Origin of the sequence: Aliidongia sp. (assembly GCF_035943795.1) — a bacterium.
Taxonomy (GTDB): domain Bacteria; phylum Pseudomonadota; class Alphaproteobacteria; order ATCC43930; family CGMCC-115725; genus Aliidongia.
The window spans coordinates 19,509-38,375 of record NZ_DASZBY010000052.1 but is presented as its reverse complement, the minus strand read 5'-3'; the positions used below and the strand labels follow the sequence as shown (position 1 = coordinate 38,375).

The following is an 18,867-nucleotide window of genomic DNA, read 5'->3' as shown; positions in this document are numbered from 1 at the left end:
GGTCACCGCCATGAAGTCGACCCGCTCTTCACACGCCTTGGCGATCCGCCGCGAGGCGTAGAGGCCCTGGCTGTAGGCATAGAGCAGCAAGGCCACCATCATCGCCGGATGAAACGGCGGCTGGCCCCGCTCCGAGCGGTAGGACCGATAGATCAGTCCAAGATCCAACGCCGTCCGCACCGTATCGCGCACGAAATGCGCAACATGGTCCGCCGGCAAGAAGTCGTTGATCGACGGCGGCAGAAGCCAGACCTGATCAACATTCCACTCGCGGAAGCTCTTGCTCATGACCAAATCGAATCACGGCGAAAGCCCCAAGTCCAGTGGGATCAAACGGCCAAAGGACCACGTCAACCAGCCAATAAGCCGCCCATCGCTAATACGGGGACACGCTCCTAGGGCGAACAGGATCAGCGGAAAAATCGTTTCGGTCATCGGGGCTTCTCCTATCGAAGGAGAAAGGGTATCGGGCCGTCTTGCATCATGAAATGCAATGTTTGCCACGTTCAGCATTAGTAATCATGATGTCAGCATGATGCGCAATCTCGACACCACCCTGGTCCGCACCTTCGTCACCGCGGCGGACAATGCCAGCATGACGGCGGCGGCCAACGCGCTCAACCTGACCCAGGGCGCCGTCAGCCAGCAGATCCGGCGGCTGGAGGAGATCTTCGGCTGCGACCTGTTCGAGCGCGATCGGCGCGGCCTGCGGTTGACGCCGCCGGGCGAGCGTCTGTTCGGCAAGGCGAAGCGGCTGTTGAGCCTGAACGACGAGATCTGGGGCGACATGACCAAGGACGCTGTCAGCGGGCGGGTCCGGCTGGGCGTGCCCTACGATCTGGTCGGCACCTGGCTGGCCCCGGTGCTGAAGGCCTATGCCGAAGCCTGTCCGCAGGTCGAGATCTCGCTCGTCTGCGCCTCGTCCCCCGAATTGATCGGCCTGCTCGCGGCCGGCGAGATCGATCTGGCTGTCATCGAGGAACCGGTGGGGCCGTCCGCCGGGGAATGCCTGGCGATCGAGCGACTGGTCTGGGTCGGCGCACGCGGTGGTGCCGCGCATCTCAAACGGCCGCTGCCCCTGTCGATGGTCAGCGAGACCTGCGCGTTCCGGCCGGTCATCCTGGCGTCGCTGCGCGATCGCGGCTTTGCCTGGCGAACCGTGTTCGAGAGCGGCACGATCGAGGCGACGCGCGCCACGGTCGAGGCCGATCTGGCCGTCACCGCCTGGCTCGCCGCGACGGTTTCCCCCGATCTGGCCATCCTCGGTCCCGAAAGCGGCCTGCCGCCTTTGCCCAGCTTCGCGATCAACCTGCACTTGCCGCCCCACGGTGCGGGGGCCGCCGCCCGGGAATTCGCCCGCCATATCCGCCACGACCTGACGCGGCACCGGTAGGGTCCAGGCCTGGACAGGGTTTCGGGTGGGACGGGCTGGACAGCGCAATGCAAGCCTCGGCAGTTGAGAAACTTCTTTTCACGTACTCCGACACGCTGAAGTAAAATTACTTGTCTCGGACTTTCCGTTGCCCTCGCCTTGTATCGCGCGCATGCTCATGTCCGTTCTTTGCAATGGGAAGGCTTCTTTCTTTGGCGCGTTCGGCGGTATTTTGGACGGGTCGCAGGTGGCTGGCTTGCCATTCCGCGGCAGAGGCCGCCCTGATGGTCGAGGCGTTTTTCTGCCTAGCCGCCGCGCGCCTCGGCACGCTGGTGCTGCCATTTCGCTGGGTCGCGGCTTTTTCGGCGACCCCGACACGCCGCGCGCCCTTGCCGCCCGAACAACGCGTCGCCCCGATTCGCAGGATCGCGGGCGTCGTCACCGTGGCGGCCCGCCATACTTTCTTCCGTGCTGCCTGCCTGCAGCAGGCACTCGCGGTACAATACATGCTGCGGCGGCGCGGGGTGGAGACGGTGCTGAATTTCGGCGTCTCCCATGATGTCGGCGGCGCCTTGGCGGCCCATGCCTGGGTGACCGATGGCGACGCCATCGTCATCGGCGGCCCCGTCGGACGCTTCCCCCGACTGGCGCAGTTTCCCCGTCCCGACCGAGGCCCATGACGCAGCCTGCCGCGATCGAGTGGGACGATCCGGCGCCGGGCGGCCTGTTGACGGTTGCCCGGGCGCTGCGCACCTTGGAGACGGCGGTCGCGCGCATGCCCGAGCGGCTCGATCTGAAGCTGCGATTGGCAGATGCCCTGTTCCATAGCGACCGGATGGCGGAGATCGTGGTTCTGCTGGCACCCGAGATCGAGGCCGGCGGAACCGATCCGGAACTGAATTTCCATTTTGGCCGCGCGGCGGCATTGGTCGACGCCTTGGACGTGGCGATTCTTCCTTTGCGCATTGCGACTTGCGCGAACATTCCAGAAGCGGCCGGCGAGTTGGCCCGGGCGCTCCGTCGGGCAGGTAAAGATGACGAAGCTCTGGAGACGGGCCTGTCGGCGCTCGATCTCCGCCCCTCCGACTATCGGTCACTCCAAATCGTTGCCCGGATTTTGCTGGCGCGCGGCGCAGAAGAACGACTGATGTCCCTGTGCGATAGCCTGCAAGCCCGCAGCGGCCGCTATGCCGCTTCGATTCTGGCGGTCCGGGGCGTCGCTGCAGCGGTGCTGGGCAGAACGGCCGAGGTCGTCGGGCTGGCTGGGCGGGACGCCCACTTCTCCGCCATCCGGCTCGTGAAGGAGCCGGGGCTGGACGCGGCTCTGGCCGCCGAGCTGCTCGGACACAAGGATGCCGACGCCCTTCCCAGTGTCAATGCAACGCGCGGTGCGGGTAAGCGCATCAGCGACCTTCACGATGTCGGCGGACCGGCCGTACACCATTTGCTGGACCTGGTCCGCACCCAGATAGCGCAGTATCTCGCCGATCATTCTGCCTTCACCGCGGGTGCGCCAGCGCGACGCCTTCAACTCGATAGCTGGGCGCTCCTCTGCGGGGATAGCGGGCACGAAGACTGGCACATCCATCCGAGTGGCCTTGTCAGCGGCGTCTATTACGTCGCCGTGCCAGCGCCCGAAACCGTCGACCCTCTCGCCGGCGCGATCGGGTTCGGCCCACTCCCGCTTTGCGAGGACGCGGACACGTTGGCCTGGCCGCGCTGGGAACTGCGCCCGGAGCCCGGTTTGTTGCTGCTTTTCCCGTCGCATTTCGCCCATCGGACATGGCCAAGCGGCCGGCCAGAGGCTCGCATCTGCATCGCGTTCGACGCGGTGCCCCATGTCGAAGATCCGCCTGCATGAGCCGGCCGCTGCGGTACATCGTGGCTTCACGCAGTGGCCTGTTCTTAGTCAATGAGGCGCGTTGGAAACGGGTGGCCGAGGGCCAGTATTTTGGTGTCACCGTCCGTGGCCAGGAGATCTATTGCTTCGAGGCCGCGACGGACGCCGAGAAACGAGTCGGCCGGATCGTCCGCTACCGCCTCGCGGACGAGACCTTGATCGAGCCGCTGCCGCTCGTCGAGGGGCTCGACAACGGATGCCACCAGGTTGATTTCTTCGATGGCGCCTTCTTCGTCGTGGACACTTACAATCAGGCCATCCTGGAATTCGATGAAGACTGGCAGCTGGCCGCACGGCATCGTCCCTTGCCGCCGGCAGCCTTCAAGCAGTGGACCCAAGGCTATGTCCACATGAACTCGCTGCTCGGACGCGGCCGGACGATTTTCCTGATGCTGCACAAAGGAGGGCCCAAGGGGACCGGCGAGCGGAGCGAGATTCTCGTCCTCGACCGGGCTTTTCGGATCGATCGTCGCCTCCCGCTCGACGGCTACGGCTGCCACGATATCGTGGAGCTGGAGGGCGGTCGCCTTTTGTGTTGCGACTCGCAATCAGGCCGGCTGATCCATCACGACGGCGATCCGGTGCCGATCGACGAGCTCATGACCCGCGGTCTCGCCGTTAGTCCGGACGAGATCGCGGTTGGCAGTTCACTGTTCGACGAACGACCGCATCGCCTGCTGATCCCAGGCTTCGTCACATTCCTCGATCGGTCCTTCAACCGGATCGGGCGGCTTCACCTGCCGGCGGCGCCAACCCAGATCCGCCGGCTGGATGGCGAGGATCTATCCCTGTCGCAACCGCGACCCTGGCAGCATGCTTCAGCTGTTGCCGCCGGCGACCCGGCGCAGGAAAAAGCCGGCTGAGACGCCGCGTAGCAGCAAATAGCGATAAGCTCCTTCGGCTTCCAGTCGATGCCATCCCTCTTTCGGCCAGTCGCCGTTCACTGCGGCTTCCAATCGGGGCAAATCAACCACCCGGCGCGCGGCCTCGCATGTCTTCTGTCGACGAAGCTCGTCGGACAGGCCGGCGCGCGCCAGGTCCAAGCCTTCGTGCCAATCCGCGCCTTGACGGCCTTTGCGCCGCTCGTCGAGCACCATGGGCGGGAGCCGATCGGCAAAGGCCCCGCGCAGCAAGGCTGCCGGCACGCCATCGCGCAGAAACTGTTCCGTCGGAATGGACAGGCATAGTTCGATCAATCGGACATCGGCCGTCGGGTCGCGGCAGTCCAGACGCCAGCCGGCGAGCGTTCCCTTGCGGGAACTGCCGAGATCGCCACGCCCGAGCACCCAGAGACGGCTGGCCGCCGACTTGTCCCTCGGCCTATAACTGAAATCCAGCTGACGTTCCCGTGCCTTGGCAGCCAGCGCGGGATCCCGCGCGATTTCCGGCAGCAATGCGGAATAGCTGCCGAGGCCCTCTCCGCCGAACCGGCGGCCGCGCATCATGAGATGCCACAAGGGCGCCGGCATGAAGGGTCCAATGAGCTGCGCCGCCATCCCGCTCCAACGCCGCCTGCCCGCACGATGCAGCGCCACGCATTCGCGCCACAGGCGAAGCCAGCGCCCGCTTCGCAACAGCTCGGGCAGCAGATGCATGCCATCATAGCTGATCGTCATGTTTCCCATGTTGCCGGTCAGCAATACGGATAGGCGGCGCTCCCGCGCCTTGTCGTAGACGGCGCTGCCCCAGCGATGGTTGGGCAAATCGAAGGACGGTCGCTCGTAGAGCATGAAATGGCGGTCCATTCCCTCCAGCAGGGAGACCGGCGGCGTCGGCACCACCACATGGTCGACATTCGGATAGAGCGCCGCGGTTGCGGCGGCGTGCGCGGCCTCATTGCCAAAGCGGCCGCGCGGATCCGCACCGACATAGCCTTCCCGCGGCACGGCCGTGAAGGCGACAACCCGTCGATCGGTCGATGCCAGCAGCCGCGCGGCCGTCGCGGTAACGGAAGAACTGTCGAGACCGCCGCTAAGATGGGCACCGACATCGCCCGTCCCGCGCAGACGGCAGGCGACGGCGCGATCGAACCCCTCGCGCAGCGCCTCGTGATATTCCTCGGGGCGACGCAGCGACAAGCGGCGGGGTGCCGGTTGCCAGTATCGACGGTTTTCCACGCGACCGCGCGTCACCGTCACGACATGGCCGGGCTCGACCCGCTCGATGCCCTTGAAGAAGGTCCGGCTGCCGACGTCCGGCATCAGCGCCAGTTCCTCGATGACCCGCTCCTCGTCGGCCTCGTAGGGGATTTCCGGCAGAGCATGGAGGCCCTTGGCCATGCTAGCGAAGGCCAGGAAATGCGGATTGCGGTGATAGAACAAGGGTCGCTGGCCGATCGGGTCGCGGACCAGCAGCAATCGCTGCTCCGTCGCGCTCCACAGCGCAAAGGCGAAGTCACCGACGAGCCGCTCCACGGCATCGATGTTCCAGCGCTCGAGCGCGCGTAGCAGGATCTCCGAATCTGCCGCCACGCGCGCCTGTTCCGGCGCGATACCGAGCGCCGCCGTCAAGTCATCGCGATTGTCGAGACGCAGATCGGCGACCAGCATCAGTTGCCCGGCATTGCCGAGCAAAGGCTGCCGATCGAAGACGTCTTCGGGCAGCAGCCGCATCATCGTGCGCCCCAGCGCGATCGGCCCGGCCTGACGATGGGATCGACCGTCTGGGCCATACAGCGACAGCGCCGAAAGCATGCGGCCGCACTCTTCCGCCGGCGGCCGCTCGTTCCAGCGCCAAAGGCCGGCGATGGCGGTCATCTACGTCGGCCGGGCTAAAGCCGGCTGACGATGACCAGGCGTTCCGACTCCAACTCGCCGATAAGCGCCAGGACCTGGTGCTCGCATGTCATCCGATCTATTTCATATTCGCGCAGTAGGGCATCGCAGAGATTGCCGATCGAAGTCTCGTGCTTCAAATGCCGCCAGACGACCGAACCGATCCGGTTCAACCCGAAACAAAGCCCATCCTGGATGCGCAACATGACGACTTCGTCGTCCACCGTTTCCTCAATGAGCGTGCCATCGGCGATACGCGAAACGACGCTATCCAACAACAGGGCCAAGGCGCTTCCCTCACTTACGCGCTATCGATCGGCTTCAGGAAAGCCGCAGTCTCAGGAGGCCGGGTCCTAAGACAAAGTGGCGACATTCCCGTCGTTGCTGCCGGCATCGCCCCCAAGCGCTTCGCGACCGCGCAGCTTTTGCAAACGCGGCTCGGACCATTCCAGGCGGGGCTGGTGACGGCTCGCGGCGTCGGAGGTATCAGCGTTCTCTTCAGGTAGATTAGCCATAAGAGCCACTCCTTTATCGGGTATTCATACCCGCAAAACTAGAAAGATGCCGTCCTTAACACAAGTCATTCCTCAAATATTCTTTGCCCGAGGGCGTCCGCTTAGGTCGGGCGGACGACGGTGCCGATAAGCTGAACCAGTTCGGCGAGAGAATCGAGTCCTTCGGGGCGGGTCAGGCGATAGATCGGCACTTTATCCGCCAGGCGGGTCAACCCGCGGAAAAGCTCCCGCCCCCGGCCGAGCCGCAGGCCCAGCGGCGCGCGGTAGATGATATCCTGCATCGGATTGATGGCGGACACGCCGGTCAGGCGCTCCAGGCCCGCCGTCGCAGCGCGCTCCAGCCGAAGGATCGCGGCGAGGGGCAGCGGCGCGTGATCCGTGAGAGGCCTGTCCCAGCCGCGCTTGTCGCGGACCGTGCCGGCGATCGGCAGGGTCTTCGAGCCTTGTCCGACCGCATTTGCCGAATCGTCGTAAAGCCGCAGCCGCGGGGCACCCGGCACGGCCATGGCCGTGCCGTCCTCAGCAAAGCGTATAACGCAGATATCGTCGGTCAGAAGCCGATGTCCGGCCGACACCAGGGCCGCTGCGAGCGTCGATTTGCCGGTGCCGGACGGCGCCGTTATCGCCACGGCGCGACCGTCGATCAGAACGCAACTGGCATGGAGCGGGAGGGATGCGCGCTGATGCAGCACCGCGCCAGCGACGACGCTGACCAGTGCCGCTTCGACATCGGCCCGGCACCCCTCTTCACTTCGCTCCAATCGGATCTCACCGTCCGGCCGAACCAGGAAGCGGCCGATCCCTTCCAGCAGCAGGAGAACCGTGCCGTCCGTACCGACCGAGAGGCGCGGACGCGACCAGAGCGGGCTTTCGAGTTCCAGGGGAACCACTCTTTCCACCAAGTGCAAATCCGGCACTCCGGCGGGATCGGGCCAAGCGGGGAAGAAATCGAGCAATCCGCAGGCTCGCAGGCGGTAGCCATAGAAGCATCGATCGTCGCCTGGGCCGGTCACCGCCACCTTCATCAACTCCTGACTCCTCAGCATCCCTGCGTCTCCGGGGGCATGGTTACTGTCGAGCGCCTGACCGTCTCGGCCCGCGAGCATAAACAGGAATACACACTGCAACTCCGAACACCGCTTTGTTTCCGTGCGAAAGGCTGGTTATGAGCGCCGCCGACGTCGGTCACTTGACGGCAGAAGCGCCACATTCACGACGCTCCGGCATAGCCACCTTTAATCCTGACCCGGCTTTGACCCTCGTGTGATTCTCGGTCACCGGCGATCCTGGGGCAGTGCTGCGGAGACCAGTGTGAAGGCCGCGTCGCCGGCCGCGTCCATATAGCTGGGATCGCGGTTCAGCAGCACGACGGAGAAGGCGCCGTCCAATAGCAGGATGATCTGGCGCGCCAGCGGCACTCCCTCGACGATACCGGCCGCCGCGAAGGTTTCGCCCAGCCATGCCTCGACGTTCTTCTTGTGGGCGGCGCCGATCTTCATCGCCGGATGCCCCGGCAGGTTGACCAGTTCGACCGAGGTGCGCAGGAAGCCGCAGCCCTTCCAGCCCGGCCGCCGCGCGGCGCGGGCAAGGCCGTGGAACAGGCCCTGGATCTTGTCCGGCAGACTGCCTTCCGTCTTGGCGAACCAGCGCTGAAACGTGGCGAGATTCGGCTGGTCGCGCGCGGCCAGATAGGCGGCGGCCAGCTCGTCCTTGCTCTTGAAGTGGTAATAGAGTGTGCGCTTGGTCACGCCGGCGCGCTCGGCCACCGCATCGACGCTCACCGCGCGGATGCCCTCGTCGTAGAACAGCTCGATGGCGGCGGCGATCAGGCGTTCGCGGGTCGGGTTGGACATGCTCGTCATGGCCTCAAGTATACCGTGCAGTGAGTATACATGATCGGATGATCGATCTAGCGTCCGCTCGTCATTCTGTGGAGGCTTCGACCATGTCCGATATCGTGCAACTGGAAATCTCCGACCGCATCGCGCTGTTGACGCTCAATCGGCCGGACAAGCTCAATGCGCTCAGCTACGAGTTGATCGACCGATTGATGACATTGCTGGATGCGATCGAGACCGACCATGCGGTCGGTGCCGTCATCCTGACCGGCGCCGGCGAGCGCGCCTTCTCGGCCGGGGCCGACATCACCCAGTTCTCCGGCAGCGTCCGCCAGGGCACCCCCACGGCGCTCCGCGATTTCGTCAGGCGCGGCCAGGCGATGACCGCGCGGATCGAGGCGTTCGCGAAGCCGATCATCGTTGCGGTCAACGGGATCGCTTTCGGCGGCGGGTGCGAGATTACCGAGGCGGCTGCGCTCGCCATCGCCAGCGACCGGGCATCGTTCGCCAAGCCCGAGATCGCGCTTGGCATGCCGCCGACCTTCGGCGGCACCCAGCGCCTGCCGCGCCTCGCTGGACGCAAGCGCGCAATGGAGCTGCTGCTGACCGGTGACCCGTTCCCGCCGGCACGCGCACTCGAGATCGGGCTGGTCAATGCGGTCGTGCCCCATGAAGAGCTGTTGCAGGCGGCCCGGGCGCTGGCATACCGCATTCTGCGCCATTCGCCGTTGGCCGTTGGCAGCGTGCTCGCGGCGGTCACGCGCGGCTTGAACATGAGCATCGGCGAGGGTCTGATCGTCGAGGCCGAGCAGTTCGCGCGCCTGGTGCCGAGCCATGACCTGGGCGAAGGTCTCGCGGCATGGGCGGCGCGTCGTCCGGCGGTCTATACCGGCCGCTGAGGGAACCTCGCTCGGCCCTCGCACCTTTGTTTTCGCAACCGAATCGAAGGAGGCTCCGATGCCTTACGAACTCTACTACTGGGATGGGCTGCAGGGGCGTGGCGAATTCGTCCGGCTGGCGCTGGAGGAGTCGAGTGCCGACTATGTCGACATCGCGCGCGGGAGCGACGGCCCGGGGCAGGGGACGAAGGCGATGCTGGCGCTCATGGGCAGCGAGAACGAGCCGCACATCCCCTTTGCGCCGCCTTTCCTGAAAGACGGTGGCCTGATCGTGCCGCATGTTGCCAACATCCTGATGTATCTGGGTCCGAAGCTGGGGCTGGCGCCCAGGGACGAGGGCCTGCGCTTCGTCGCGAACGGCCTGCAGCTGACCATCGCCGACATGCTGGCCGAAGTGCATGATACCCATCATCCGCTGTCGACCGACCTCTATTACGAAGACCAGAAGGAGGCGGCCAAGCAGCGCTCGTCCGCCTTCATCGAGCAGCGGATCCCGAAGTTCCTGGGCTATTTCGAGCGGGTGCTGCAGCAGAATCCCCATGGTGACAAGCAGGCCGTCGGCGATGCGCCGAGCTACGTCGACCTTTCGCTGTTCCAACTGATGGAGGGGCTGCATTACGCGTTCCCGCGCGCCATGAAGAGCGCGGCCAAGCGCTACCCGGCCCTGACTGCGCTGCGCGAGGCGGTCCGGATCCGCCCCAACATCGCGCGCTATCTGACGTCCGACCGGCGCCTCGCGTTCAATACGTCGGGCGTGTTCCGCCACTATCCAGAGCTGGACCAGGAGGACTGACGCCGGCCCTCTCCGGCATGGCTGGCGCTCTTACCGGGCATGGCGCCCTGGGCCGTGGATGGCGGCGAGCGGTGGGATTATTTGCACGAGAAAATAATGTCGCCGCCAAAATGGATCCGGCCTGCGCACGCGCCCGTCGTCGATTTGCCCGATCTCGCCGTCGCGGCGCCCGGCTCGCCTGATGCTTTACCCTGACCATGGCGCACGCTGTCGCATCACCCCTTGGGCGGTCCGGCCCCTGCGAGCATTGTCGATCGGCAATTTTCTATCGAAAATATTCCGGAGTGTCCGCTGGTTTTCTTCGGCATGCCCGTTTATCGTGTGACTATGTTATGAAATCTATCGATTTTTGAGAATAGATTCAGGTAATACCCCTATTCTCGTCAAATGAAATCAGTAGTTGTTTTGATAATCCGTCACAAAAGTGACGTCTGCCTCTGGGTAGTCTCCGGCCCGTCTGTGCGACGACGATCTCCAGTCTTGGAGATCTCCGTTCGTCGCTCCAATCCTCGGGGGTCAAAATGAAAATCCACACCAGACTTGCCGGCGGGGTCGCTCTGTCCGGCCTCCTCGCTTTTGCGCCTGCTGTCCAGGCCCAGACGGCACCGACGACGGCGCAGCTGAATGCGCTGCAGCAGCAGATCCAGCTGCTGCAGCAGCAACTGCAGACCCTGCAGAGCCAGGTCACCCAGACTCAGGCCCAGAGTCAGGCGACTGCCGCGGCGCAAGCGCAGACCCAGGCGGTGGCGCAAAAGGCTGCCGCCGCCGCACCGGCCGCCGACGCGCCCAAGGTCACCGAGACCGCGGCCCATCGCTTCGGCCTGTCGAGCGCCGACGGTCGCAACACGATCCAATTGACCGGTCGCGTGCAGTTCGACGCGGGCGACTATCTGAATTACCAGCCCGGCAAGGGCAACGCGGTCCGCGACCTCAGCAGCGGCGTCAATGCGCGGCGCGCGCGCCTGGGCGTGGTCGGGAAATTCGACGGCGATTGGGCCTACGGCCTGATCTACGATTTCGGCGGCTCGTCCGACACGCTGACCAACACCAACAGTGGGGCACCGACCTCCGGCCTGCAGAACGCCTACATCCAATACAACGGCTTCAAGGGCACGACGATCGAGGGCGGCTATCTCGACCTGCCGATCACGCTCGACGAGGCAACCAGCTCCAACGACATCATGTTCCTGGAGCGTGCCGCCTCGGTCAATATCGCGAACCTGATCGCGGCCGGCGACTTCCGCTCCTCGTTCGGTGCCCATTGGAACGACGATCGCCTTTGGTTCGGCGCCTATGTCAGCGGCCCGACCTCCGGCGCCCAGCACAATATCGGCTCGCTCGGCGGCAGCGCCAGCCAGACGGGCGTCGCGGGGCGCGCCGCCTTCCAGGCGCTGCAGGGTGCCGACTATTCCCTGCATATCGGCGGCGACGTCGAAAGCCTGCTCAATCCGCCCCATGCTGGCGGCTTCCGCTCGATCACGTTCAGCGACCGGCCGGAACTGCGCGTGGATCCGACCAGCATCCTCACGTCCGGCGCCATCAACAACGTCAGCGGCGCCACGGCCTACGAGGCGGAGTTGGCCGGCGGTTACCGCAGCCTGTTCCTGCAGGGCGAATATTTCCACTATCAGGTCGATCGCGACACGCAACCGGGCCTGGACTTCGACGGTGCCTATGCCGAGGCGAGCTGGACCGTCACCGGCGAGCATCGCAAATACAACGCCGGCACCGCGGCCTACGGCGGCATCGTCCCCGACCATCCGCTGGCCTTCACCGAGGATGGGATCAGCGGCCTCGGCGCCCTGGAGCTGGCCGCGCGCTATTCCTATGTCGACCTCAACGACGACTTCCAGTCGGGCAAGACGACGGCCTCGACCGGCGGTATCGCCGGTGGCTTCCAGCGGGTCTATACCGCGGGCGTGAACTGGTATCCGAACTCGAACATCCGCTTCATGCTCGACTATCTGCACGGCCACATCAGCAAGGCCCAGGCGACCTCGGGATCGCTGGCGCTCGGCACGCCGATCGGTGCCAAGTTCGACGCGATCGCGCTGCGCGGCCAGTTCGCCTTCTGACGAATATTCCAGCATTCCGTCCCATGGGCCCGGCTCGTCCCGGCCATGGGCGGTCGCACGCCTCAGCGGCAGTCGATCTTGGTCGGCAACGGCGGGCTCACCTGGGCGTCGCTTTCGACCCGACAGGATTTGACCCCGTCCGGCAGCTTGCGGGTCACGGCCATGCTGGTGCCGGCATAGAGGCAGGACAACCAGTAACCCTCCTTGGATGGGATAAAGGTCCAGGTCGTGACCGCGACCTTGCCCTGCCTGCGATCGGTCGTCGGCACCAGAGTCGCCAACTCCGATGGGTTGCCCTCGGACAGGCTGACGCCCGCCAGACCATGGACCGGCTCGCTGTCGAAGCTGCCCCAGTTTTGCGGTAGGGCGGTCACGCGTTGCTCGACTGCGAGCTTATCCGGGCAGGGGACGATCTCCGCGCGGGCGACACCGGCGATCGACAGCGCCGCGAGCATCGGCAACAGGAACCTGGCTTTCATGGGCAGCAACCTCGATGAGACGCAATCCTTCCTATAGCAGGAAATGGATGCTGCCGCCCGCACGCTGCCTTTGACCGCAGCCCCCGCGGGCCGCTACAAATCCCGCCCGCGTCCAGGTCGAAAGTCCCCATGAAGCCCATCTCTCTCCGCATCGCCGAGGAACTCGGCGTCCAGGAACGCCAGGTCACCGCCACGATCGATCTGTTGGACGGGGGGGCCACGGTGCCGTTCGTCGCGCGTTATCGCAAGGAAGCGACCGGCGCGCTCGATGACGCGCAATTGCGCCTGCTCGAAGAACGGCTGGGCTACCTGCGGGAGTTGGAGGAGCGTCGCTCGGCAATCGTCGCCAGCATCCGCGAGCAGGGCAAACTCGACGACGCGCTGCATGCCCAGATCCTGGCGGCCGACAGCAAGGCGCGGCTGGAAGACATCTATCTGCCCTACAAGCCGAAGCGGCGGACCAAGGCGCAGATCGCCCGCGAGGCCGGGCTGGAACCCTTGGCCGACATGCTGATGGCGCGACCGGAGCAGGAGCCGCGCATGGCGGCCGAGCCGTTCGTCGATCCGGCCAAGGAGGTGGCGGACATCGATGCGGCGCTCGACGGCGCCAAATCCATCCTGGTCGAGCGCTTCGCCGAGAATGCCGAACTGATCGGATCTTTGCGCGAGGAAGTCTGGGCGCGCGGCCAGCTCGCCGCCAAGGTCCGCGCGGGCAAGGAGGCGGCCGGCGCCAAATTCTCGGATTATTTCGATTATGCCGAACGCTACGGCAAGCTGCCGTCGCACCGGATCCTGGCGCTGTTCCGGGGCGAGAAGGAGGAATTCCTCGACCTGCAATTCCTGCCCGAAGTGGTCGACGCGGCGGCGGTGAAGCCGGGCGAGCCGGGCTTCTACGAACGCCGCATCGCCCATCATTTCGCCATCGCGGATCAGGGCCGGCCGGGCGATCGCTGGCTGCTGGAAACGGCCCGCTGGGCCTGGCGCACCAAAATCCTGATCCATCTGCAGATCGACTTGCGGACGCGCCTGTTTCAGGCGGCGGAGGAGGAGGCGGTCCGCGTTTTCGCCGGCAACCTGCGCGACCTGCTGCTGGCCGCACCCGCCGGCACGCGGCCGACGCTGGGGCTCGATCCGGGCTTTCGCACCGGGGTCAAGGTTGCGGTCGTCGACGGCACCGGAAAGGTGGTCGCGACCACGGCGATCTTCCCGCACGAGCCGCAGAAGCGCTGGGACGAGGCGCTCGGCATCCTGGGCCGGCTGTGTCGCGAGCATAAGGTCGAGCTGATCGCGATCGGCAACGGCACTGCGTCGCGCGAGACCGACAAGCTGGCGGCCGAGCTGATCCAGCGCCATCCGGACCTGCCGCTGACCAAGATCGTCGTATCCGAGGCCGGCGCCTCGGTCTATTCGGCGTCGGCCTACGCTTCGGCAGAGCTGCCGGAACTGGACGTGACCCTGCGCGGCGCGGTCTCGATCGCACGGCGCCTGCAGGATCCGCTGGCCGAACTGGTCAAGATCGATCCGAAATCGATCGGCGTCGGCCAGTACCAGCACGACCTGAGCGAATTCAAGCTGTCGCGCTCGCTCGATGCGGTGGTCGAGGATTGCGTGAATGCGGTCGGCGTCGACGTCAACACCGCCTCGGCCCCGCTGCTGGCGCGGGTGTCCGGCGTCGGCGAGGGGCTGGCGCAAAACATCGTCGCCCATCGCGAGGCCCATGGCCGGTTCGCGAACCGCATCGCGTTGAAGCAGGTGCCGCGACTGGGGCCCAAGGCGTTCGAGCTGTCGGCTGGCTTCCTGCGCGTTGCCGGCGGCGCCGATCCGCTCGATGCCTCGGGCGTGCATCCCGAGGCCTATCCGGTCGTGCGCCGGATCCTCGGATCCGCCAGGACCGACATCAAGACGCTGATCGGCAACGCGCCGATACTGCGGGGGCTGAAGGCCGAGGATTTCACCGACGCGCAGTTCGGGCTGCCGACTGTGACCGACATTCTGGCCGAGCTGGAAAAGCCCGGCCGCGACCCGCGCCCGGCATTCAAGACCGCGAGCTTCCGCGACGACGTGCACGAGATGAAGGATCTGAAGCCGGGCATGCTGCTCGAAGGGGTCGTGACCAATGTCGCGGCGTTCGGCGCTTTCGTCGACATCGGCGTGCATCAGGACGGACTGGTCCATATCTCGGCCATGGCCAACAGCTTCGTCAAAGATCCGCGCGCGATCGCCAAGCCCGGCGACATCGTCAAGGTCAAGGTGGTCGAGGTCGATCCGGCGCGCAAACGCATCGCGCTGACCATGCGGCTCGACGAAGCCGCGGCACCGCGAGGCCCGCGGACGGAGTCGCCCCGTGCGGAGTCGCCCAGGTCGACGGTACGCCCGGACCGCCCGCGCCCGCAGCAGGCGGTCCCGCACAAGCCGCCCCCGGCGCCGCCCGTCGGCGGCGGCGCCATGGCCGAGGCCTTGAGACAGGCGGCGCTGAAGAAGCGGTAGGCTCAGCCGCGCCCGACGAACGGCATCTTGGTCGCCATGACGGTCAAGAACTGCACGTTCGCCTCGGGTGGCAGGCTCGCCATGTAGACGACCGCGCGCGCCACCTCGCCCACGTCCATGACGGCCTCGACGGCCACCGTGCCGTTGGCCTGGGGAACGCCCTTGGCCATCCGCCCGCCCATGTCGGTCGCGGCATTGCCGACGTCGACCTGGCCGCAGGCGATGTCGTATTTGCGGCCGTCGAGCGACAGCGATTTGGTCAGGCCGGTGATGGCGTGCTTGGTCGCGGTATAGGGCGCCGAGTTCGGTCGTGGTGCATGGGCCGAGATCGAGCCGTTGTTGATGATGCGGCCGCCGCGCGGCGCCTGGTCCTTCATCGCGCGGAACGCCGCCTGGGCGCACAGGAACGAACCGGTCAGGTTGATCGTCACGACATTGTTCCATTGCGCGGCGGTCAGATCCTCGAACGCCACGTCCGGTACGTTGACGCCGGCATTGTTGAACAGCAGGTCCAATCGGCCGAAGCGCTCTCTGGTGGCGGCGAACAGGGCTTCAACCGAGGCCGGGTCGCCCACGTCGGTCGGCACGACCAGCGCCTGGGCGCCAGCATCGCCGGCCAGCTTCGCGGTTTCTTCGAGCTGTTCGCGGCGGCGTCCGGCCAGCGCCACCGCATATCCTTCGCCCAGCAGCGCCAGCGCGCTGCTGCGGCCGATGCCGCTGCCGGCACCCGTGACGATGGCGATCTTCTGTCCTTGGTTCATGCCTTGCTCCTCCCGCGATCGCTACCCGCTCGCGCGATCGGATCCTGAGTATCCGGATTTTTCGGCCGAGGCGAAGTCCCTTGACGGTGCCGGCAAAAACTTCCGCTCCTCGAAGGAGATTCCAGGGAATGATCGGGCCGCCACGCCGTTGAATGGATCATCTCAAATAACCAGTCCTCGACGATCGAGACTCGGATGTGGAGTGCAGCACCAGAATGACGCAGTTTGCTCGATGGGGATTTGCCGTGGTCTTCACGCTTCTGGCCATGGCGGCCGGTGCCCCTCGCGCCGTGGCGCAGACCCCGTCTCCCATGGCGGAGTGGCAATATTCGGCCGGCGTGCCGTTGCGCGCGATGTTCGCGGACAAGATCCCCGATTGGCAAATCGAGGTCGGTGCCGCAGGCGCCCTGCTGCCGCTCTATCCGGGGGCCGGAAAGTACCGCTTCGAGCCGGGGCCCGACATCGATGTCCGCTACAAGGACGAGGCGTTCTTCTCGACCGGCGAAGGCCTCGGTGTGAACCTGTTCAGCGGCAAGACCTATCGGGTCGGTGCGGCGCTGGGCGTCGACATCGGGCGCGAGGCCGATAGTGCCACCCGTCTGCGCGGCACGGGCGACATCGGCATGGCGCCGGTGCCGAAGCTGTTTGCAGAATATGTGCTGTTTCCGGTCGTGCTGCGTGCCGACGTGCGCCGGGCGCTCGGCGGCTACAACGGTTGGATCGGCGACGTCTCGGCCTACATGCCGGTCTGGGGAACTGAGAAGTTCTTCGTGTTCGTCGGGCCGACGGTGACCCTGGCCGACGATGTCACGAACCGCCACGAGTTCGGCATCAGTGCTACCCAGCACATGCGCTCCGGCCTGCCGCGCTACGATGCGCCGGGGGGCTTGCAGAGCGCCGGCCTGGGGTCGAGCGTCACCTGGCTGGTCACCGACCACTGGATGCTGGAAGGCGGCGGCTCGGCGCAGCGGCTGCTCGACGGTGCCGCCCACAGCCCGCTGGTCCAGGAGCGCCTGCAATATCAGGCCAGCTTCACGGTCGGCTACATGTTCTGATCCGATCCGGCCCGCAATGCGCGGGGCGGCACGCCCAGCCGGCGGCGCAGTTGGGTCGTCATGTGCGCGTGAGAGGCGAAGCCGCAGGCGGCCGCGATCTCCGCCAGCCCCGCGGACGTGTCCAGCAGCTTGCGGGCGCGCGCGACGCGCCGGTCGATCACGTAGTCATGGGGCGTCTTGCCGACCGCGGCCTTGAAGGCGCGGTTGAAGAACCCTGGCGACAGGCCGAGGCTTGCCGCCATCTCGTGTACGGGCAAGCTGCCGTCGAGGCGGGCTTCGACCAGATCCTCGACCAGTCGCAGCCGCCGTGGCGTGATCCATCCAGCCGCTCGGGCGCCGGAGCCTGGCCGGGTGAGGATGCCCGAGACGACCTCGTGCAGTCGGGCGAGTTCCCGTTCGATTTCCAGCGGATCCGCGGCTTGGCCCATGAGGATCAGCCGGCGCAAGGCATAGGCGGCGGCGACCGCGGCCGGATCGATGTGATCGTTGAACCGTCGCGGCGGGTCCGCGCCCGACAGGTGGCGGATCGCCAGATATTCGCCGCCGGCGCGTGACCGCGAAGCGACCTCGCAGCCGGCAGGGACGTAAGCGAGGCTGTTGGGGCGGGTCCGGAACGGCGACATCCGATCCGAGGCGAAGGCATGCGCGCCGGTCTGCGTTTCGAAGGCGAAGCCGATCACCGGGGTTTGCGGCGTATAGGCGACGTCGTAGGGCGCCGCCGGCAGCAACTCGACCCGATCGGCGCCGATCGTCAGGATCCGGACTTGCGGCGTCCGGCTGGGGGCACTCATTTCGATCGGCGGCGGCATCACGCATCGTGCCACCGGACCGCGACCCCCGTCCATCGAAGCGCGCGAAGCCTCGTCGTTTAGGTCGGTTTTCTGAAAGCGCCCCGACGCCAGGATGCGGTATTCGGACTCATCCGTTCATGAGGAATGTCCATGCCGCTGTTCTCGCTCGAAGATCTCGCCGACGCCACCGCCGTGGTCCGCACCTTCGTTCCGGCGACGCCGGCCTATGCCTGGCCGCTGCTGCGGGACCGGACCGGGGTCGAGGTCGTCGTCAAGCACGAGAACCACACGCCGACCGGCGCGTTCAAGGCGCGCGGCGTGCTGGTCTATCTGGATGGGCTGCGCAAGCGGGGTGCATTGCCGCGCGGCGTGGTCTCGGCCACCCGCGGCAACCATGGCCAAGCCGTCGCCGTGGCTGCCGCCCGCAACGGGATCCCGGCCGTGATCGTCGTCCCCGTCGGCAATTCGGTCGAGAAGAATGCCGCAATGGTCGGCTTCGGCGCGGAACTGATCGTCGCCGGTGCCGATTTCGACGAGAGCCGCGCGACGGCCGCGCGGATCGCAGAGGACCGCGGCTATCATTTCGTGCCGGCGTTTCATGCGGATATCGTGAGGGGCGTCGCCAGCTACGCGCACGAGCTGTTCCAGGCGGCCCGCGGCCTCGATGTAGTCTATGTGCCGATCGGCATGGGCTCGGGCATCTGCGGCCTGATCACCGTGCGCGACCTGCTGGGCCTCGATACCGAGATCGTCGGCGTGGTCGCGGAGCAGGCCCCTGCCTTCGCCCTGTCCTTCGAGGCCGGCCATGCCGTGCCGACCAATACCGCCCGTACCTTCGCCGATGGCATGGCCTGCCGCGATCCACAGGCCGGACCGCTGGCCATCATCCAGGCGGGTGCCGCGCGGATCGTTCGGGTGAGCGAGGCGGCAATCGCCGAGGCGATCCGCATCTATTATACCGATACGCATAACCTGGCGGAGGGCGCAGGGGCGGCACCGCTGGCGGCGCTCATCGGCGAACGGGAACGCTATGCCGGCAAGCGGGCCGGCGTCATTCTATCGGGCGGCAACATCGATGCGTCGATGTTCGCCGACATCCTCCAAGGCCGCACGCCGGCCCTCTGATGC

Annotated in this window: 18 protein-coding genes; 10 read left to right on the top strand and 8 right to left on the bottom strand. The window is 66.2% G+C overall.

Features of this window, described 5'->3' with window-relative positions; genetic code table 11:
- Positions 1 to 288 (bottom strand): transposase (locus VGV37_RS09260; RefSeq protein ID WP_326879376.1); only part of this gene is annotated, 288 nt, incomplete at its 3' end.
- Between the two features lie 244 nt (positions 289 to 532).
- Here VGV37_RS09260 and VGV37_RS09255 point away from each other — a divergent pair.
- From VGV37_RS09255 to VGV37_RS09240, 4 genes are all read left to right on the top strand, one after another.
- Positions 533 to 1,393: a LysR substrate-binding domain-containing protein gene (locus VGV37_RS09255; protein WP_326879375.1), complete on the top strand. Its 861-nt coding sequence runs from the start codon at positions 533 to 535 to the stop codon at positions 1,391 to 1,393.
- Positions 1,394 to 1,656: 263 nt separating this feature from the next.
- Positions 1,657 to 2,052, top strand: coding sequence for a lasso peptide biosynthesis B2 protein (locus VGV37_RS09250; RefSeq protein WP_326879374.1), 396 nt, complete (start codon positions 1,657 to 1,659; stop codon positions 2,050 to 2,052).
- The gene (locus tag VGV37_RS09245) at positions 2,049 to 3,233 is read left to right on the top strand and encodes a 2OG-Fe(II) oxygenase family protein (protein WP_326879373.1); all 1,185 of its coding nucleotides are present in this window, start codon (positions 2,049 to 2,051) and stop codon (positions 3,231 to 3,233) included. The genes VGV37_RS09250 and VGV37_RS09245 overlap by 4 nt, the downstream gene beginning before the upstream one ends.
- Positions 3,230 to 4,135: a hypothetical protein gene (locus tag VGV37_RS09240; RefSeq protein ID WP_326879372.1), complete on the top strand. Its 906-nt coding sequence runs from the start codon at positions 3,230 to 3,232 to the stop codon at positions 4,133 to 4,135. Before VGV37_RS09245 ends, VGV37_RS09240 begins: the two co-directional genes overlap by 4 nt.
- Here VGV37_RS09240 and VGV37_RS09235 read toward each other — a convergent pair.
- The 4 genes from VGV37_RS09235 to VGV37_RS09220 all read right to left on the bottom strand — a co-directional run bounded on the left by VGV37_RS09235 (position 4,091) and on the right by VGV37_RS09220 (position 8,414).
- On the bottom strand, positions 4,091 to 6,028 hold the full coding sequence (locus VGV37_RS09235) for an asparagine synthetase B family protein (RefSeq protein WP_326879371.1): 1,938 nt from the start codon (positions 6,026 to 6,028) through the stop codon (positions 4,091 to 4,093). The two genes, VGV37_RS09240 and VGV37_RS09235, sit on opposite strands and share 45 nt — an antisense overlap.
- A 14-nt stretch (positions 6,029 to 6,042) precedes the next feature.
- Positions 6,043 to 6,333, bottom strand: a complete 291-nt coding sequence (locus VGV37_RS09230) for a PqqD family peptide modification chaperone (protein ID WP_326879370.1) — start codon at positions 6,331 to 6,333, stop codon at positions 6,043 to 6,045.
- Positions 6,334 to 6,662: 329 nt separating this feature from the next.
- A complete protein-coding gene (locus VGV37_RS09225) occupies positions 6,663 to 7,586 on the bottom strand; it encodes a serine kinase (RefSeq protein ID WP_326879369.1) in 924 nt (307 codons plus the stop codon).
- Positions 7,587 to 7,835: 249 nt separating this feature from the next.
- A complete protein-coding gene (locus tag VGV37_RS09220; RefSeq protein ID WP_326879368.1) occupies positions 7,836 to 8,414 on the bottom strand; it encodes a helix-turn-helix domain-containing protein in 579 nt (192 codons plus the stop codon).
- A gap of 92 nt (positions 8,415 to 8,506) precedes the next feature.
- On the opposite strand from VGV37_RS09220, the gene VGV37_RS09215 reads away from it, so the two are divergent.
- From VGV37_RS09215 to VGV37_RS09205, 3 genes are all read left to right on the top strand, one after another.
- On the top strand, positions 8,507 to 9,298 hold the full coding sequence (locus VGV37_RS09215; RefSeq protein ID WP_326879367.1) for a crotonase/enoyl-CoA hydratase family protein: 792 nt from the start codon (positions 8,507 to 8,509) through the stop codon (positions 9,296 to 9,298).
- Positions 9,299 to 9,356: 58 nt separating this feature from the next.
- Positions 9,357 to 10,091: a glutathione S-transferase gene (locus tag VGV37_RS09210; RefSeq protein ID WP_326879366.1), complete on the top strand. Its 735-nt coding sequence runs from the start codon at positions 9,357 to 9,359 to the stop codon at positions 10,089 to 10,091.
- A gap of 521 nt (positions 10,092 to 10,612) precedes the next feature.
- Complete coding sequence (locus tag VGV37_RS09205) at positions 10,613 to 12,166, top strand: OprO/OprP family phosphate-selective porin (RefSeq protein ID WP_326879365.1); 1,554 nt, start codon at positions 10,613 to 10,615, stop codon at positions 12,164 to 12,166.
- A 62-nt stretch (positions 12,167 to 12,228) separates the two neighbouring features.
- Here VGV37_RS09205 and VGV37_RS09200 read toward each other — a convergent pair whose 3' ends face one another.
- Positions 12,229 to 12,645, bottom strand: coding sequence for an STY0301 family protein (locus VGV37_RS09200; RefSeq protein ID WP_326879364.1), 417 nt, complete (start codon positions 12,643 to 12,645; stop codon positions 12,229 to 12,231).
- A gap of 129 nt (positions 12,646 to 12,774) precedes the next feature.
- On the opposite strand from VGV37_RS09200, the gene VGV37_RS09195 reads away from it, so the two are divergent.
- Complete coding sequence (locus tag VGV37_RS09195) at positions 12,775 to 15,132, top strand: Tex family protein (protein WP_326879363.1); 2,358 nt, start codon at positions 12,775 to 12,777, stop codon at positions 15,130 to 15,132.
- 2 nt (positions 15,133 to 15,134) lie between these two features.
- Here VGV37_RS09195 and VGV37_RS09190 read toward each other — a convergent pair whose 3' ends face one another.
- Positions 15,135 to 15,893: an SDR family oxidoreductase gene (locus tag VGV37_RS09190; protein ID WP_326879362.1), complete on the bottom strand. Its 759-nt coding sequence runs from the start codon at positions 15,891 to 15,893 to the stop codon at positions 15,135 to 15,137.
- Positions 15,894 to 16,108: 215 nt separating this feature from the next.
- Between VGV37_RS09190 and VGV37_RS09185 the strand changes: the two genes are divergently transcribed.
- Positions 16,109 to 16,948, top strand: a complete 840-nt coding sequence (locus VGV37_RS09185; RefSeq protein ID WP_326879361.1) for a MipA/OmpV family protein — start codon at positions 16,109 to 16,111, stop codon at positions 16,946 to 16,948.
- Here VGV37_RS09185 and VGV37_RS09180 read toward each other — a convergent pair.
- Positions 16,936 to 17,757 carry an AraC family transcriptional regulator gene (locus VGV37_RS09180; RefSeq protein ID WP_326879360.1) on the bottom strand — a complete coding sequence of 274 codons (822 nt, stop codon included), beginning with the start codon at positions 17,755 to 17,757 and terminating at the stop codon, positions 16,936 to 16,938. The genes VGV37_RS09185 and VGV37_RS09180 overlap by 13 nt on opposite strands.
- 132 nt (positions 17,758 to 17,889) lie before the next feature.
- Here VGV37_RS09180 and VGV37_RS09175 point away from each other — a divergent pair, with 132 nt between their 5' ends.
- Positions 17,890 to 18,864, top strand: coding sequence for a threonine dehydratase (locus VGV37_RS09175; RefSeq protein ID WP_326879359.1), 975 nt, complete (start codon positions 17,890 to 17,892; stop codon positions 18,862 to 18,864).
- Positions 18,865 to 18,867: the final 3 nt, after the last annotated feature.